Source organism: Acinetobacter sp. UBA3461, assembly GCF_002381195.1.
In the GTDB taxonomy this organism is placed as follows: Bacteria; Pseudomonadota; Gammaproteobacteria; order Pseudomonadales; family Moraxellaceae; genus Acinetobacter; species Acinetobacter schindleri.
Genome location: NZ_DFRO01000026.1, coordinates 210,063 through 226,180 on the forward strand (window position 1 = coordinate 210,063; position 16,118 = coordinate 226,180).

15 protein-coding genes are annotated in these 16,118 nt (G+C 43.1%); 11 read left to right on the forward strand and 4 right to left on the reverse strand.

The window, feature by feature from the left end; translation table 11 throughout:
• Positions 1-21: 21 nt before the first annotated feature.
• Entirely contained in the window at positions 22-1,155 is a 1,134-nt protein-coding gene (gene proB / locus B3D47_RS07030; RefSeq protein ID WP_286860868.1) for a glutamate 5-kinase, read from the forward strand.
• A gap of 61 nt (positions 1,156-1,216) precedes the next feature.
• On the opposite strand, the gene B3D47_RS07035 is transcribed toward proB, so the two are convergent.
• Together B3D47_RS07035 and B3D47_RS07040 are read right to left on the reverse strand one after the other, a co-directional pair.
• Positions 1,217-1,813: a phosphatase PAP2 family protein gene (locus tag B3D47_RS07035; protein WP_286860870.1), complete on the reverse strand. Its 597-nt coding sequence runs from the start codon at positions 1,811-1,813 to the stop codon at positions 1,217-1,219.
• A gap of 164 nt (positions 1,814-1,977) precedes the next feature.
• Entirely contained in the window at positions 1,978-2,682 is a 705-nt protein-coding gene (locus B3D47_RS07040) for an SIMPL domain-containing protein (protein ID WP_004810506.1), read from the reverse strand.
• A 475-nt stretch (positions 2,683-3,157) separates the two neighbouring features.
• On the opposite strand from B3D47_RS07040, the gene B3D47_RS07045 reads away from it, so the two are divergent.
• From B3D47_RS07045 to B3D47_RS07090, 10 genes are all read left to right on the forward strand, one after another.
• Positions 3,158-4,531: a diaminobutyrate--2-oxoglutarate transaminase gene (locus tag B3D47_RS07045; protein WP_004894020.1), complete on the forward strand. Its 1,374-nt coding sequence runs from the start codon at positions 3,158-3,160 to the stop codon at positions 4,529-4,531.
• 3 nt (positions 4,532-4,534) lie between these two features.
• The gene (locus B3D47_RS07050) at positions 4,535-6,067 is read left to right on the forward strand and encodes a pyridoxal phosphate-dependent decarboxylase family protein (protein ID WP_286860875.1); all 1,533 of its coding nucleotides are present in this window, start codon (positions 4,535-4,537) and stop codon (positions 6,065-6,067) included.
• Positions 6,068-6,449: 382 nt separating this feature from the next.
• Positions 6,450-7,478 carry a substrate-binding domain-containing protein gene (locus B3D47_RS07055; RefSeq protein WP_004810501.1) on the forward strand — a complete coding sequence of 343 codons (1,029 nt, stop codon included), beginning with the start codon at positions 6,450-6,452 and terminating at the stop codon, positions 7,476-7,478.
• A gap of 99 nt (positions 7,479-7,577) precedes the next feature.
• A complete protein-coding gene (gene pstC, locus B3D47_RS07060) occupies positions 7,578-8,957 on the forward strand; it encodes a phosphate ABC transporter permease subunit PstC (RefSeq protein WP_286860878.1) in 1,380 nt (459 codons plus the stop codon).
• Entirely contained in the window at positions 8,957-10,348 is a 1,392-nt protein-coding gene (pstA, locus tag B3D47_RS07065; RefSeq protein WP_163166610.1) for a phosphate ABC transporter permease PstA, read from the forward strand. The genes pstC and pstA overlap by 1 nt, the downstream gene beginning before the upstream one ends.
• Before the next feature lie 10 nt (positions 10,349-10,358).
• Positions 10,359-11,273: a phosphate ABC transporter ATP-binding protein PstB gene (gene pstB / locus B3D47_RS07070; protein WP_004810494.1), complete on the forward strand. Its 915-nt coding sequence runs from the start codon at positions 10,359-10,361 to the stop codon at positions 11,271-11,273.
• Between the two features lie 93 nt (positions 11,274-11,366).
• Complete coding sequence (locus B3D47_RS07075; protein WP_286860883.1) at positions 11,367-12,080, forward strand: hypothetical protein; 714 nt, start codon at positions 11,367-11,369, stop codon at positions 12,078-12,080.
• Between the two features lie 47 nt (positions 12,081-12,127).
• Positions 12,128-13,090: a protease SohB gene (gene sohB, locus B3D47_RS07080; protein ID WP_286860886.1), complete on the forward strand. Its 963-nt coding sequence runs from the start codon at positions 12,128-12,130 to the stop codon at positions 13,088-13,090.
• Positions 13,091-13,197: 107 nt separating this feature from the next.
• Positions 13,198-13,659: a hypothetical protein gene (locus B3D47_RS07085; protein ID WP_286860889.1), complete on the forward strand. Its 462-nt coding sequence runs from the start codon at positions 13,198-13,200 to the stop codon at positions 13,657-13,659.
• 27 nt (positions 13,660-13,686) lie between these two features.
• Entirely contained in the window at positions 13,687-13,974 is a 288-nt protein-coding gene (locus B3D47_RS07090) for a hypothetical protein (protein ID WP_180184305.1), read from the forward strand.
• Here B3D47_RS07090 and B3D47_RS07095 read toward each other — a convergent pair.
• Both B3D47_RS07095 and purB read right to left on the reverse strand, forming a co-directional pair.
• On the reverse strand, positions 13,956-14,630 hold the full coding sequence (locus B3D47_RS07095; protein ID WP_286860893.1) for a DUF2238 domain-containing protein: 675 nt from the start codon (positions 14,628-14,630) through the stop codon (positions 13,956-13,958). The genes B3D47_RS07090 and B3D47_RS07095 overlap by 19 nt on opposite strands.
• Before the next feature lie 90 nt (positions 14,631-14,720).
• On the reverse strand, positions 14,721-16,109 hold the full coding sequence (gene purB / locus B3D47_RS07100) for an adenylosuccinate lyase (protein WP_286860896.1): 1,389 nt from the start codon (positions 16,107-16,109) through the stop codon (positions 14,721-14,723).
• Between the last annotated feature and the right edge of the window lie 9 nt (positions 16,110-16,118).

Sequence of the window (16,118 nt, forward strand, 5' to 3'; positions counted from 1 at the left end):
AAAGATAAGTCTGAGGACAAGATGATAGAAGTGGTAGATGGGCAACGTCAGCTCAAGGGTTGTAAACGAATCGTTGTTAAAATCGGATCATCTTTACTCACAGCAAACGGGCAAGGTTTAGATTTAGATGCTATCTCGCACTGGGCGGGACAAATCGCAGATCTACACAATGCAGGACACGAGATTATTCTGGTGTCATCAGGTGCTGTGGCTGAAGGTATGGTTCGAATGAAACTAGAGAATCGACCCACCGATCTACCCAGTCTTCAGGCTTGCGCTGCCATTGGTCAGATGGGGCTTATTCATACCTGGTCAAGCGTGCTGGATAAACACCAGATCCGGACTGCTCAGGTACTGTTAACCCATGATGACCTGGCAGATCGTCGCCGCTATCTCAATTCATGTGATGCCTTGCAGCACCTGATTGAATGGCGTGTGATTCCGGTGATTAATGAAAATGACACTGTTTCGACCGATGAAATCCGCTTTGGTGATAATGATACCTTGGCTGCCATGGTAGCAGGTCAGGTGCATGCGGATCTGCTGATTATCCTGACCGATCAGGAAGGCATGTTTGATTCGGACCCACGTTCTAATCCGGATGCCAAACTGTTCCATACCGTACGTGCGATGGATGAGAGTCTATTTGATATGGCTGGTGGTGGTGGCAAATTTGGTCGTGGCGGCATGCTGACCAAAGTCCGCGCTGCACGTCTGGCTGCGAAGTCGGGTTGTCCAACGCTGATTGCCAGTGGTGACAGTGACTGCGTTTTATCGCGTCTTATGACGGGTGAAATGTTGGGCACTTTATTCATCACTGATGATGATCGTGTTACTGCACATCAGCAATGGCTGGCAGCGCATTTGCAAACGGCAGGTCGTCTGGTGATTGATGATGGTGCTGTTAAGGCCATTAAAGAAAATCACCGCAGTCTGTTACCGGTAGGCGTTAAAGCAGTTGAAGGTCATTTCGAGCGTGGTGATGTGGTGGAATGTGTCGATACACAAGGTCACCGTATTGCGGTCGGACGTGTGAACTTTAGTTCACGTTCAGCAGATATCGTTCGTGGTCTGGCATCAGATAAAGTACATCAGGTGTTAGGTGAGGCACGTTCACTAGAAATGATTCATCGCAATCATATGGCGATCTATTAAGTTAAAGAAATGTAAAAAATCCCGCTTTCGAGCGGGATTTTTTATGGCATTTTCATTAGATTTATTTAATCCAGCCCATCCGGATTAAAGGCGCAAACAGGAACTGATAAATGCTCAGAATAAAATCCATTAGTTTTTCCTGATATTTCCACCAGAGTGATAAACCAGCCAGATTTACAACAAGTGCAATTAGGAAAGCTCCCGCCATATCAATTGGAAAATGTACACCGACATAGATCCGCGACCAAGCTACCAGCCAGGCTGTCCAGAGCAGAAGTCGCCCCAAGTCCCGTTGTGGTGAAAAATAATAGGCGAGAGCAATCCCGCTAAAAATACTCATATGGTTGCTGGGAAAAGAACCTGTGGCTTCATGCTCAATTAAGGTATGACCAATTTCCATGACAAATGGACGAGGCGTATTCAACACAGCAGATAAAACTTCACTTATGGATAAGGTAATGGCAGTGAAGATAAAGGCTTTAATAATCCCGGTTTTCACTTCACGATTGCCACGTAGCCAGGCTATGGCAAAGATCAGCAGGAATAAATACACCAGATCATGTGCAATTAGACAGGCATAGTTGATCATCCATATTGAAGCGTGATCAGGTGCATTAAGAAGATGAAACAGATATAAGTTGAGTTGATCAAGGGACATAAAGTGAGAGGATTAATATGAATGCCTGTTACTCTAAACCGATTAAAGTGGTATTTATACCGAAGTATGTATGAATTTGTAGCATTGATTTTTTAAAGCAAACTCAAGTGATAAAAAACCACCCAAAAGGGTGGTTCTTAAAATCAGAGTGCTTTTATTAACACTTATTTAAACTGAATCGAACCATTGGCACTCACAGTCATTTTAGACTCACCCGCTGCCATTTCCTGATCTGGAATAGCTGCTTCTGCATAAGCCGCTTTGGCCATTGCCATACGTGGAACCGGTGGGTAGCCTGAATTATTGGTGTTAATATTCATATTTACCAGTTGATATCCAGCTTTGTTCCAAGCCTGAGCCAGGCTTTGTGCACGTTGCTGGAAGTTTTTGGATGCTTCCAGCATCAGCTCATTTTCAACTTTCTTACGTTTTGCTTCAGATACTGTAAAGTTAATTGATTCAGTCTGGAAGTTTTGCTGCAATTCGGCAATTAGCTGTGAAGCCGCTTTGAAGTCAGTCGATTCAATACGTACCTGAGCACGAGCTCTCCACTCTCTGAGTTTACGGTTGTCATTGTCATAGACTGGATAAGTGTGTTGTGAACCGGTTTCAATTTTCACACTCGGATATTTCTTTGCGGCATTGATGGCCTGGTTCATGAGTTGATTAATTTGCGCTGCAAGCTCAGCAGGCTGTTTATTGGATTTTTCTACATATAAATTGGCATGCATCAGGTCATTGGAAATATCGCGGCTGGCCTCTGCTGAAATATTAATAATATTATAATTCAGTGGCTCATTTTGGTCTGCAAATGCAGTACTCGCCAAGGTGCCTGCAAGTATAAGGCTGGACAATGCTAGGAGGCGCATATTTTCTTCCTGTTTTTCTTAAAATTAGCCATCTTGGCTGATCCTCAGATATTAAATCTCAATTGTGCTCTTTTTGCGAAATATTTGTGGTAAGAGTGTTAAGTTTTTGATTATTTTTTCTGTAGTTTTAAAGTTTAATTATTTTAAAAATTATATATTTATTAATGCATTATTAAAATAATTGCAAACTTTTCTGAAAGGCTACAAAAAAGTATAAAAGAAGCTGCTTTTCTTTCCTTTGTCACACGTTAAGATGATAATTTAGAGCTTAGACAGGCATGATATTTTTTTTCGATAAATTTTCAGGTAAATTGAGTTGAAAGTTATTTATTTTCCTGAAAAATTCGGTATCATCCGCCTCCTAAGTTAGTTAACTAAGATTATGGCTAACTAAAATCTTATAAAGCACCGAGTCAAAGGACCAAACGTCACCAGACTTATTTCTTTCAACCCATATCAGAGATGGTAATTCGATATGAGCGTTACTTCTGTAAACCCTGCCACCAATTCCACAAACGAATACTACTTGACTCGCCAAAGTCAGATGGAATCGAATGTGCGTAGTTATCCACGTAAATTACCGTTAGCGATAGCGAAAGCACAAGGTTGCTGGGTTACCGATGTTGAAGGTACTGAGTACCTTGATTGTTTAGCTGGGGCAGGGACATTGGCTTTGGGCCATAATCATCCTGCGGTGATTCAAAGTATCCAGGATACGCTTGCAAGCGGTCTCCCACTACATACCCTGGATTTAACCACTCCTTTAAAAGATGCTTTCACTGAAGCTCTTCTTTCCTACCTTCCAGGTGGTAAAGAAGAATATTGCTTACAGTTCTGTGGCCCATCTGGTGCAGATGCAACAGAAGCAGCGATTAAACTTGCCAAAACCTTTACTGGCCGTAGTTCAGTGATCAGCTTCTCTGGTGGCTATCACGGTATGACGCATGGTGCATTGGCCATGACAGGTAACCTGTCTGCGAAGAATGCCGTGAATGGTTTAATGCCAGGCGTTCAGTTCATGCCTTATCCGCATGAATACCGTTGCCCATTGGGTCTAGGTGGTGAAGCGGGTGTTGACGCTTTAACTTACTTCTTTGAAAACTTCATTGAAGATGTTGAAAGCGGTGTAACGAAGCCAGCAGCTGTGATTCTTGAAGCGATTCAAGGTGAAGGCGGTGTGGTAACAGCACCAGTAAAATGGTTACAGAAAATCCGTGAAGTGACTGAAAAACACAACATCGTATTGATTCTTGATGAAGTTCAAGCGGGCTTTGCACGTTCAGGCAAAATGTTTGCATTTGAACACGCGGGTATTGAACCTGATGTCGTGGTGATGTCTAAAGCGGTCGGTGGTAGCTTGCCACTTGCGGTACTGGGTATTAAACGTAAGTTCGACGCATGGCAACCTGCTGGCCATACCGGTACATTCCGTGGTAACCAGCTGGCAATGGGTACAGGTCTTGCAACGATCAATACCATTAAAGAGCAAAACCTTGCGCAAAACGCACAAGAACGTGGTGATTTCCTGCAAGCTGAACTGAAAAAGCTAGCTGCTGAATTCCCATGTATCGGTAACGTGCGTGGTCGTGGCTTAATGATCGGTGTTGAAATCGTAGACGAACGTAAACCTGCTGATCATATGGGTTCGTTACCTGCTGATGGTCAATTGGCTGCAGCGATCCAGACTGCTTGTTTCAACAATAAATTATTGCTTGAGAAAGGTGGTCGTAACGGTACGGTGATCCGTTTGCTTTGCCCGTTGATTATTACTCAGGCAGAATGTGAAGAAGTTCTGGTTCGCTTCAAGAAAGCGGTTGCTGAAGCTTTAGTCGCAGTTCGAGGCGCTTAATTTATGGTAGATTTTGCAGAACATCGTAAAGCGTTACTCTGCAATGATGCTGCATCCATCGCTGACTATGAGTCAGCGATGGACCAGGCGACCGAAGCGGTTGCAGCATGGTTGCAAAATGACAAAATGTACACGGGTGGCAGCATCAAGGAATTGCGTAGCGCAATTGCTTTCAACCCTTCTAAAGATGGTTTGGGTCTTCAAAAGTCTTTAGAGCGTATGGTTGAGCTATTCCTTAACAAAAGCTTGAAAGTACATCACCCTCATTCTCTAGCGCATTTGCACTGTCCAACCATGGTGGCAAGCCAGGTTGCGGAAGTGCTGATCAATGCGACTAACCAGTCAATGGACTCTTGGGATCAAAGCCCAGCGGGTTCTTTGATGGAAGTGCAGTTAATCGAGTGGCTACGTCAAAAGGTTGGTTATGGTTCAGGTCAGGCGGGTGTATTCACTTCAGGTGGTACACAGTCGAACCTGATGGGTGTATTGCTGGCGCGTGATGCCTGCATCGCGAAAAACTGGAAAGACGAAAACGGCAATCCGTGGTCGGTTCAGCGTGATGGTATCCCTGCGGACGCGATGCGTAACGTCAAAGTCATCTGTTCTGAAAATGCGCACTTCTCTGTGCAAAAGAACATGGCGATGATGGGTATGGGCTTCCAGTCAGTAGTTACTGTTCCTGTAAATGAAAATGCACAGATGGATGTTGATGCTCTGGAAAAAACCATGGCGCATCTTCAGTCTGAAGGCAAAATCGTCGCATGTGTGGTAGCAACCGCAGGTACAACCGATGCGGGCGCGATTGATCCATTGAAAGCAATTCGTGAAATCACCAATAAATATGGCGCGTGGATGCATATCGATGCGGCATGGGGTGGCGCACTGATTCTATCCAATGACTATCGTTCTATGCTGGATGGGATTGAGTTATCTGATTCGATCACACTGGATTTCCACAAGCATTATTTCCAAACGATTTCATGTGGTGCATTCCTGCTAAAAGATGAAGCGAACTATCGTTTCATGCATTATGAAGCAGAGTATTTAAACTCTGCTTATGATGAAGAGCACGGCGTTCCGAACTTGGTATCGAAGTCACTGCAAACCACGCGTCGTTTCGATGCGTTGAAGTTGTGGATGACGGTTGAAGCCTTGGGTGAAGAGCTTTACGGTTCAATGATTGATCATGGCGTGAAATTGACACGTGAAGTGGCAGACTACATCAAGGCAACGGATGGTCTGGAACTTCTGGTTGAGCCGCAGTTTGCATCAGTATTGTTCCGTGTGGTTCCAGCAGGTTATCCAGCTGAGTTTGTGGATGCCCTGAACCAGAACGTGGCAGATGAACTGTTTGCCCGTGGTGAAGCGAACATTGGTGTAACTAAAGTCGGTCAGGTTCAATCTCTGAAAATGACGACTTTAAGTCCGGTGGCAACACTTGAAAACGTGAAGAACCTGCTGGCACTGGTGCTTGCAGAAGCGGATCGAATCAAGGATTCCATCGCTGACGGTACTTATACACCACCAATTGCATAAGTGATTATGGTGTGAAAAAGGAGACCTATTGGTCTCCTTTTTTTATATTTCAACAAAGATCATTTGTTTCTAGATCGAATTTAAATAGTGGTTATTCATGCATCAAAATTGTGGTAAAGAAAGAAATTCTTTGTAAGAAATACAAAATTTTTTACATATTTTCTTGCTATAAAAATGTCGAAAAAATTCTTAAATAATTTATAATAAATTGAAAATAATAAATATTTTTTAGTTATTTGGTGCTGTAAGACTTATCATAAAATCTTCATAAATCTGTAACCCGCCTGTCATATTTAAAAATCAAAATACTTGTATCGAAACAAGTACAACACGACAAAAAAAGTGGCGTACTCCAAATTTAAATGATTGTGAGAGATACAGAATGCGCTTTACAAAAATTACACTTGCACTTGCAGTGATGGGGCTAGGCATGACTGCAGCGAATGCAGCACGCGACACAATTCAAATCGCAGGTTCTTCAACTGTGCTTCCATATGCAAGTATTGTAGCTGAAGAATTTGGCAACACTTTCCCGCAGTTTAAAACTCCAGTTGTCGGCTCAGGCGGTTCGTCAGGTGGTTTGAAACAATTCTGTAATGGTGTGGGTGATAATACCATCGATATCGCAAACGCATCTCGCCAGATCAAAAGTTCCGAATTGGCAGAATGTAAAAAGAATGGCGTTAACCAGGTGCTAGAAATCAAAATCGGTTATGACGGTATTGTCTTTGCATCGAATGCCAAAAAAGCAGCTTATAAACTTCGTCCACAACATGTTTTTGCAGCCTTGGCAGCACAGTTACCAGCCAACGGCAAAATGGTAGCTAACCCGTATACACGCTGGAACCAGATTGACAAGTCACTTCCTAATGAGCCGATCACACTGGTAATCCCTGCTTCGAATCATGGAACACGCGAAGTCTTCCAGGAGAAGATGGTGGATGCAGGTTGTGAAACATATGCTGCAATTAAGTCTTTAGATAAAGATGCCAAAAAGAAAGCCTGTACCACTTTCCGTAAAGATGGTCGTGTTATTGAAATTTCAGGTGACTACACCGAAACACTGGCACGTCTGAAAACCTCTCCAAGTGCAGTTGGTGTATTTGGTCTAGGTTTCTATGACCAGAACCGTGACAAGCTGCGTGTTGCAACAGTTAACAATGTTGCACCATCTGAGCAGACCATCCTGAATGGTTCTTATCCGGTATCTCGCCCATTGTTCTTCTATGTAAAAGGCGAACACCTGAAATCAATCAAAGGTTTGCCACAGTTCACTGAATACTTCCTGAGCAAGAAAGTATCTGGTAAAGGATCAAAACTGGAAAAAGCAGGTTTGATTTCAATGTCTGATAAGGAACGTGCAGCAGTACTTGCTAACTTTAAGGCAGCTAAAGTAGTTGTAGTGAAGTAAGTAAATAATGAAATAGCTGGTGGCTGGAAACGGTCACCGGCTTTTAGTCATAGATAGGTTTTTTAAAAATATGAAGATTGAAAAAACAGTGGAGCATACATGAATCTGCTACTCCTGGGTGTGTTACTGGCGATTATCGCCGTTGCCTATCAGATCGGATTAAGTCGAAGCCAGAAATTGGCAGGCCAAGGCAAAAACACAGCAATGCTGAATTCGCGTCCTGGCTACTATGGCGCCATGGTGGCTTTATGGTGTGGTATTCCTGCATTTTTAATCTTCATGATCTGGAATCTGGTTGAGCCTGTGCTCCTGGAACAGCTAGTGCTGAAACACCTGCCACAACAGATGGTCGCAGGCATGGATTCTGCAGCTCTGAGTGTGATCGTGGATCGGGTACAGGCACTAGCTTCCGGTTTTGGCGTCAGTGATACACCACAGGCCTATGAACTGGCTGCAGCAGAGCAGGTGGCACGTATCATGAGCATTAGCAGCTATGCCAAGCTGGTGGTGGTGATCTCTGTTGCTGTTGCTGGACTGGTTTGGGCCAAAAAACGTATCAGTAATCAGTTGCGTGCACGTTATCAGGTTGAAAAAGTTATCAATATCAGCTTGGCACTCTGTTCTGGTGTTGCCATCCTGACCACACTCGGCATTGTTATGTCGATGTTTGGTGAAGCAATGCGCTTCTTTAGCTTCGTCAGCCCAATTGATTTTTTCTTTGGCACACAATGGAACCCTGGTTTTAGCACTTCAGGCAATGCTGAAGGAAGTTATGGCCTGTTGCCTTTATTGTGGGGCACCTTGATGGTCAGTGGAATCGCCCTGTTGGTAGCAGTTCCATTGGGTCTGATGATTGCGATCTATCTGTCCGAATATGCCTCACCAAAATTCCGTTCATGGGCAAAACCGACTATTGAGGTTCTGGCTGGTATTCCAACCATCGTTTACGGTGTGTTTGCCTTGATGATTCTGGGCCCATTTATTAAAACGCTCGGTGCTATGGTCGGTATTGATATTAATGCGACCAGTGCCTTAACTGCCGGCTTTGTTATGGGCATCATGATCATTCCATTTGTATCTTCTTTATCAGATGACATTATTACCCAGGTACCACGTGCCTTACGAGACGGTTCACTGGGTCTAGGCGCAACCAAATCTGAAACGATCCGCCAGGTGGTACTACCAGCCGCTTTGCCGGGCATTATCGGTGCCTTCTTGCTAGCAGCATCCCGTGCGATTGGTGAGACCATGATTGTAGTACTGGCAGCAGGTAATAGCCCGCTGTTACATGCTAATCCACTGGAAGCGGTATCAACTGTAACCATTACCATTGTGAACCAGTTAACTGGCGATACTGACTTTGCCAGTCCACAAGCACTGGTTGCGTTTGCATTGGGTCTGACTCTTTTTGTTATTACCTTAGGTTTGAACATTGTCGCACTGTACATCGTGCGTAAATATCGTGAGCAATACGACTAATGAGTACTTCAAATACCACACCTTTAGATCAGCGTATTGATCCATCTGTTAATGCTGAGCTGCGTGAAGAGCGTAAAAAGACCATTCAAAGCTCTCTTGCACGGCGCCATCGCAAAGAAAAAACCTTTCGTATGCTTGGTTTTTCTGCAGTATTGGCGGGTCTGTTCTTTGTCGTATTGCTGTTCGGTAGTATCTTGGCCAAAGGCTTGCCGGCATTCTGGCAAAGCAGTATGAGCCTGCCTATCCATTTCGATCCGGCAATTGTCAATATTGGTCCACAACCCAAACAGACTGCCGGCGAGTCTCCTGCACAGTTTGAACAGCGTATGGTGGATTGGCAGATGCAGGCTGGCATGGTCGACTGGGATGCCCTGATCATTAACGGTATGATTGCCAAAGACAGCAAGCTGGAAAACCAGCGTGATGAACTGGGTTATTTATATACCAGTTCAGAAGCCTATCGTCTGCGTGACATGGTGCTGAACAATCCAAGTCTAGTCGGGAAAACCCAGGAAGTTAAAATTTTGGCCGACGCCAATGTTGATGTATGGCTTGCAGGTAATATTGACCGTGACCTGCCAGATGAGCAGCAACAGCTAAGTCCTGAAGTCCGCCAGATTGCTGATGACATGAAAGCTTCAGGCGTGATCGAAAACAGCTTCAATACCAATATCTTTACCAATCCGGACTCTCGTAGTTCGCCTGCAACCTCTGGTTTGGCAGGTGCATTCATGGGCTCGCTGTTCATGATGTTGATCGTGATCTTTATCTCGATTCCAATCGGTGTAGCTTCAGCCATCTATCTGGAAGAGTTTGCACCAAAAAACTGGATCACCGATGTCATTGAAGTCAACATCAATAACTTGGCAGCCGTTCCGTCTATTGTTTTCGGTCTACTTGGTGCAGCGATCTTCATCGGCTGGATGCATTTACCACTTTCAGCGCCATTAGTCGGTGGTCTGGTACTTAGTCTGATGACTTTGCCAACCGTGATTATTACCACACGAGCTTCTCTAAAAGCTGTGCCACCATCAATTCGTCAGGCAGCCTTAGGCTTGGGTGCCTCACGTTTACAGACTGTATTCCATCATATTTTACCACTCGCACTACCAGGTATTTTGACCGGAGCGATTATTGGTGTCGCACAGGCACTTGGCGAAACCGCACCACTGTTATTGATCGGGATGAGCGCCTTTGTTGCTAGCGTACCGGCAACGCCACTAGATCAATCGACTGCTTTGCCTGTACAGATTTTCCTGTGGCAGGGTAATGAATTGCGTAACTTCTTTGAAGGTCGTACTGCTGCCGCCATTATTGTTCTCCTTGTCATGATGATTGGCTTAAACAGCTTAGCCATCTGGTTACGCAAGAAGTTTGAAGTCCGTTGGTAAGGAGAAAATAATGAAAACAATGAATATTTCAAACTATTTAAAAAAGGATCTATCCATGAACCTCCAGCAAAATAAATTTATTGCAGATGCCGCTGCAACCAAGCCCCTGATTTCATATAATTCTCAGTTCGAGACCCAAGCTGAAAATAAGAAAAAAGACAAGACGGGTAATGTCAAGCTGAGCGCGCAGGATGTACATGTTTACTATGGTGAACTCGAAGCGATCAAAGGTATTGACCTGAACATTTATGAAAATGAAGTGATCGCCTTTATTGGTCCATCGGGTTGCGGTAAATCGACTTTCCTGCGCGCTCTTAACCGGATGAACGACACCATTGATGGTTGCCGTATGACAGGTAAAGTTTTGCTGGATCATCAGGATATTTATGATCCTAATCTGGATGTAGTATTGCTACGTGCGCAGGTTGGCATGGTATTTCAGAAACCAAACCCATTTCCAAAATCTATTTTTGACAATGTGGCCTATGGTCCAAAACTGCATGGTCTGGCTCGCGATAGATATGATCTGGAAGAAATTGTCGAGAATAGTTTACGTAAGGCCGGATTGTGGAATGAAGTAAAGGACCGACTGAATCAGCCGGGAACAACTTTATCTGGTGGTCAGCAGCAACGTCTCTGCATCGCGCGAACCATTGCGGTAAGCCCGGATGTCATCCTGATGGATGAACCATGTTCAGCGCTGGATCCGATTGCGACAGCAAAAGTGGAAGAGCTGATCTCCGAACTTTCTACCCAATATACGATTGCTATTGTGACTCACTCAATGCAGCAGGCGGCACGCGTGTCAGATCGAACAGCATACTTCCATTTAGGCGATCTAATTGAAGTGAATTCGACAGAAAAAGTCTTTAGCCAGCCGGATCATCAGTTGACAGAAGCATACATTACTGGTCGTTTTGGTTAATACGCGTTTAAAAAATATTTTAAAACAGAATCTTAGGATTCTGTTTTTTGTTATGCTGTATGTAATTTTTTAAAATTATAAAATTAAATTGAGATGCGTAATTATAATTTGACCAAAAAAGAAGGCAAGGTCGTTGCTGAAACACAGCAAGCGCTCTATCGAGCATTATTCGGTTCAGTGAATTTTCCAAGAAATCTAAGCATCTTTCTGGTTGGTATTAGTCTTTTTATGGCGACTTTGGTTCTGCATGAAGGGTGGTTTCCCACTTCACAAAGCCAAGGTATGAGCAATTATCATCGTTGGTTGTATGATGTTTATGTGACGGTTTCCATATTCATTGTACCTTTAATCTATCTGCGTTTTAAGCAGCTCGAAGGCTCTGTCGCTTTCCGAAGAAAATGGAACGCATACATTCGAGCTTATGCGCAGTATCAGTTTAAATTAAAACAAGTGGTAGAAAGTGTAGATGATGACAGGTCTGGTCAGCAAAAGTTAAGCGACTCAATGACTCGGCATTTTTTGAAATATCTATGGTTTCAATATTTACTGATTGGTGTGGTGATTTATGGTTGTATTGCAATGTATATTTGGGTCACACCATTCACGAGTAGCCGAGGATCGAGCTTCTGGATTCTCGCGTGGTGGCCGATTAATGCTGTTATTATCGGGATGCTTTACTATATACAATTTCCGTTAATGCTACGGTGGTTATCAATTGCAAAAATACAAGAACAATATGGAATTTTGCAACTAAGAGCAGTGCGAGAGAATTCAGTCAATAATATGGTTGAAAAAATACCAAATTGACCTAATCTAAGGTTTATAGCCCGAATTAAACTGAGAATAGATTTTATATGTTATTTCATACTCCGAAACTACCGGCTGAAATCCGTATCAGTCACCTGAATGCGCGTATTAATGAACAACGAAAAAAAATTGCGCAAACTACTGCCTCTAAACTGGAGCTGTTGCAGTTAAGTCAGCAACTGGCAAAAGAAGCACGTGCCCGTAAAAAAACTAATGAAAAAATCTACGTGCTCGATTTTAAAGGAGATACTGCTGCTTCTGCAGTTGAACAGCTACGTGAAGAAATTACCCTGATTCTGGCAACAGCAAAAGCTGGACGCGACCGTGTAATCGTACGCTTGGAAAGTCCCGGTGGTATGGTACATGGCTATGGTCTGGCAGCTGCCCAACTGGTGCGATTACGTGAAGCAGGATTCCATTTGACGATTTGCGTCGATAAAGTCGCTGCTAGCGGTGGCTATATGATGGCATGTATTGCCAGCGAAATTATTTCTGCCCCGTTTGCGATTGTGGGTTCAATTGGTGTAGTTGCTCAAGTACCGAACTTTAACCGTCTGTTAAAAGACAACAAGATTGACTTTGAACTGTTTACGGCAGGTGAGTACAAACGTACCGTAACCATGTTCGGTGAAAATACTGAAGAAGGTAAAGCCAAGTTTGAAGAAGAAATTCAGCAAACGCATGCGCTGTTTAAGCATTTTGTGGAAAAGTATCGTCCGCAACTCAATGTTGAAAAAGTGGCAACAGGTGAGCACTGGTATGGTCAGGATGCGCTGGATCTGAATCTGGTGGATAAGCTGCAAACATCGGATGAGTACGTATTGGGTTTATTGCCTCAGCATGATGTATATACGATCAATACGCGTAAGAAACCAACTTTAGGTGAAAAACTGGGTTTGCAGGCAGCACAAATTGCTGACTCTCTAATTCCTACTGTAATGAACAAAGTAGTCGACACGCTGACGAAAGCCAATTCAAATCTGGTTCAGATGCGTGATCCGAAACTTTAATTTATTTCTCTGTAGAGGATATGGAAAGCTCACTTGGTGGGCTTTTTTATTTTTGAAATCAAATCATTATGATATAAGTGAAGTACTTTAATTGAGTCTAGGCTCATATGCTCACGTTCATTTTATTATTGGGATTCTTTAGCATCGTGTTTATTCCGATGTTATGTATGCTCTATGCTGAAGCCAAATTCATAAATAATGATTCGAAGAAGATTCTGTTTTGGCTGAGCTTCCTACCCGGTGCTTGTATTTTTCTGCTGTATGGTGTTTTAAAGCCAAATAATCCACCCGTTACTCCATCGAAAGAATGTGGTGTGGTGCAGTCTTATCAGGTATATAAAACTCGAGGTGGAACTCAGCATGAAAGCGTAATCATTCGCTTCAATGGTGCCAAGTATAGTCGTTATTTATATTTCAATAAGGATTCTGAGAAAATGCCGAAAGGGCAAAGGGTCTGTTTTGAGTATTTAAATAAGTTTAAATACCCACACTTGTCAAAATCCAAGTTGGTTAAATGGATTGACCCCACTGAAATGCCGACCATCACTGAAGCTCATCAGATAAAATAAAGCATATTTTACTGTTAGAGCAGAAACATGGCTGTCGCTGAAGCATATCTTGCAACGCAAAACTGTTATTTTAATTATGAGTTTGAAGAATTGAATTTGGATGATTTTCCTGAGGAGTTATCTGTGTCACTGCGTGGCATGATGTTCCGCCATGAAATTCAATATCCTGATGCAATCTATTTCATTTATTACAGCGAGATATTGACGGGGAGTGAATTGCAAAAAATGAAAGATGATTGGAAGCGATATTGCCCACTTCCAGAATTGAAAAACATGAAGGTAATTAAATCCATGATTCAAAACTTTAATTCATGATGATCTAAAAAGCTCACTTTAATGAGCTTTTTTTTATTTTGTGAAATCAGCATCAGTGCACCCGTAAACATCGACCCGACTGTTGCTAAAAACATATCTTTATGTGCATCCCACATGTCGCCTTGCTGACCATTATAACTTTCTGCCTGTTCAGGGGATAAGCCAATCGCAATCAGCCATTCGATCCATTCATAAATCAGGCTGGTTGCCATGACAAATTGAATGACTAACAAGAAAATTGTGAATGGTTTTTGCAGCGGTAGCCAGACCTGAAACAGCCGGTAAAATACCGGGTAGAGTAGAAGGCCAAAAGCCAGGTGTACAAAACGGTCAAACATGTTGCGTGACCAGCCCATGGCAGCATTCAGGTCAAAGCCAAAGAGTGTCTGAGTCCATTCATTATAAGGTACATAAGAATACAGATAATGTGCAGCAACCACATGAATCAGCAGAAAAGCCAGATAAAGGTTGAAACTGAAGAAGCTCAATTCGATTTTATACAGGCACAAGATCAACATAACGATCATAAAAACCGTACCTGTTTGATGGAGCAGATAAGATTCCATTTCTAAAGGCTGAATACTGGCAAAGATAATCGCAATTGCCAAAATCCCTAAACTAACAAAATGTTTGCTGCTTAATCGATGATCCATCATCTATTTCTATATCATTTTTCTTAAAGTTAGACATGATTATAAATAAAAAAAGCGAAGCCGGAACTTCGCTTTTGGTCTTAATGCTCTAAATTAGATTTTAGAGATTAAGTCTTTAATTTGTTTTGCTTGTTCAGATGCATTACCTGTATATGTTGCAGGTGTCATTTCAGCCAAACGTGCACGATCTGCAGCCGGAACAGCTTCTAACTCGTTACCATTGACGAAATCAACCATCATGTCACGTGTCATTGCTTGACCACGAGTCAGGGCTTTTAATTTTTCGTATGGTTTTTCAACGTTGTAGCGACGCATAACCGTTTGAATAGGCTCAGCCAATACTTCTTGAGCATTGTCCAGGTCTTCATCAATACGCGCAGCATTCAGTTCAAGTTTACCCACGCCTTTTAAGCATGCTTCGAATGCGATCAAGCTTTGTGCAAAACCAACACCCATGTTACGAAGCACAGTAGAGTCAGTCAGGTCGCGCTGCCAGCGAGAAATTGGCAGTTTTTCACCAAGATGCGCAAGAACTGCATTGGCAATACCCAGGTTACCTTCAGAGTTTTCGAAGTCAATCGGGTTGACTTTGTGTGGCATGGTTGAAGAACCGACTTCACCTTCTTTCAATTTTTGTTTGAAGAAGCCAAGAGAAATATAACCCCAAACGTCACGGTTGAAATCGATCAGAATTGTGTTGAAACGACGCAGCGCATCAAACAGTTCAGCCATGTAGTCATGTGGCTCGATTTGCGTGGTGTACGGGTTGAAAGTTAAACCTAAAGATTCAACAAATGCTTGTGAATGTGCAGGCCAGTTGATGTCTGGGTAAGCAGAAAGGTGAGCGTTGTAGTTACCGACTGCACCGTTGATTTTACCTAGCAGTTCAACATTGTTGAATTGTTTGATTTGACGCGCAAGACGGTAAGCCACGTTCGCCATTTCTTTACCCAAAGTGGTTGGGCTTGCTGTTTGACCATGAGTACGAGACAACATTGGTTGATCCGCATGTTTCTCAGCCAATGCAACAATTGAATCAATGATTTGTTGCATAGACTCAACCAGTACATCACGACCGCTTTTCAGCATTAATGCATGAGACAGGTTGTTAATATCTTCAGACGTACATGCAAAGTGAATGAACTCACCAGCATTTTTCAATTCATCGATATTGGCGATTTTTTCTTTCAGGAAATACTCAACCGCTTTAACGTCGTGGTTAGTTGTGCGTTCGATGTCTTTAATGCGGTTTGCATCTTCTTCAGAGAAGTTTGCCACGATTGCATCTAAAGCGGCATTGGTTTCGCTTGAGAACGCAGGAACTTCAGTGATTTCAGGACGGTTGGCAAGCGCTTGTAACCAACGCACTTCAACAGTCACACGAGCATGGATCAGACCAAACTCAGAAAGAAAAGGGCGCAGCGCATCACATTTGCTAGCGTAGCGTCCATCTAATGGAGAAAGTGCAGTTAAAGCGTTCATATCGATTCC

Coding starts and splice junctions, on each gene's coding strand:
- B3D47_RS07075 (WP_286860883.1), top strand. CDS start 11,367: ATGCGTAATTATAATTTGACCAAAAAAGAAGGCAAGGTCGTTGCTGAA.
- sohB (WP_286860886.1), top strand. CDS start 12,128: ATGTTATTTCATACTCCGAAACTACCGGCTGAAATCCGTATCAGTCAC.
- purB (WP_286860896.1), bottom strand. CDS start 16,109: ATGAACGCTTTAACTGCACTTTCTCCATTAGATGGACGCTACGCTAGC.
- pstA (WP_163166610.1), top strand. CDS start 8,957: ATGAGTACTTCAAATACCACACCTTTAGATCAGCGTATTGATCCATCT.
- B3D47_RS07090 (WP_180184305.1), top strand. CDS start 13,687: ATGGCTGTCGCTGAAGCATATCTTGCAACGCAAAACTGTTATTTTAAT.
- B3D47_RS07050 (WP_286860875.1), top strand. CDS start 4,535: ATGGTAGATTTTGCAGAACATCGTAAAGCGTTACTCTGCAATGATGCT.
- pstB (WP_004810494.1), top strand. CDS start 10,359: ATGAAAACAATGAATATTTCAAACTATTTAAAAAAGGATCTATCCATG.
- pstC (WP_286860878.1), top strand. CDS start 7,578: ATGAATCTGCTACTCCTGGGTGTGTTACTGGCGATTATCGCCGTTGCC.
- B3D47_RS07085 (WP_286860889.1), top strand. CDS start 13,198: ATGCTCACGTTCATTTTATTATTGGGATTCTTTAGCATCGTGTTTATT.
- B3D47_RS07055 (WP_004810501.1), top strand. CDS start 6,450: ATGCGCTTTACAAAAATTACACTTGCACTTGCAGTGATGGGGCTAGGC.
- B3D47_RS07095 (WP_286860893.1), bottom strand. CDS start 14,630: ATGATGGATCATCGATTAAGCAGCAAACATTTTGTTAGTTTAGGGATT.
- B3D47_RS07040 (WP_004810506.1), bottom strand. CDS start 2,682: ATGCGCCTCCTAGCATTGTCCAGCCTTATACTTGCAGGCACCTTGGCG.
- proB (WP_286860868.1), top strand. CDS start 22: ATGATAGAAGTGGTAGATGGGCAACGTCAGCTCAAGGGTTGTAAACGA.
- B3D47_RS07045 (WP_004894020.1), top strand. CDS start 3,158: ATGAGCGTTACTTCTGTAAACCCTGCCACCAATTCCACAAACGAATAC.
- B3D47_RS07035 (WP_286860870.1), bottom strand. CDS start 1,813: ATGTCCCTTGATCAACTCAACTTATATCTGTTTCATCTTCTTAATGCA.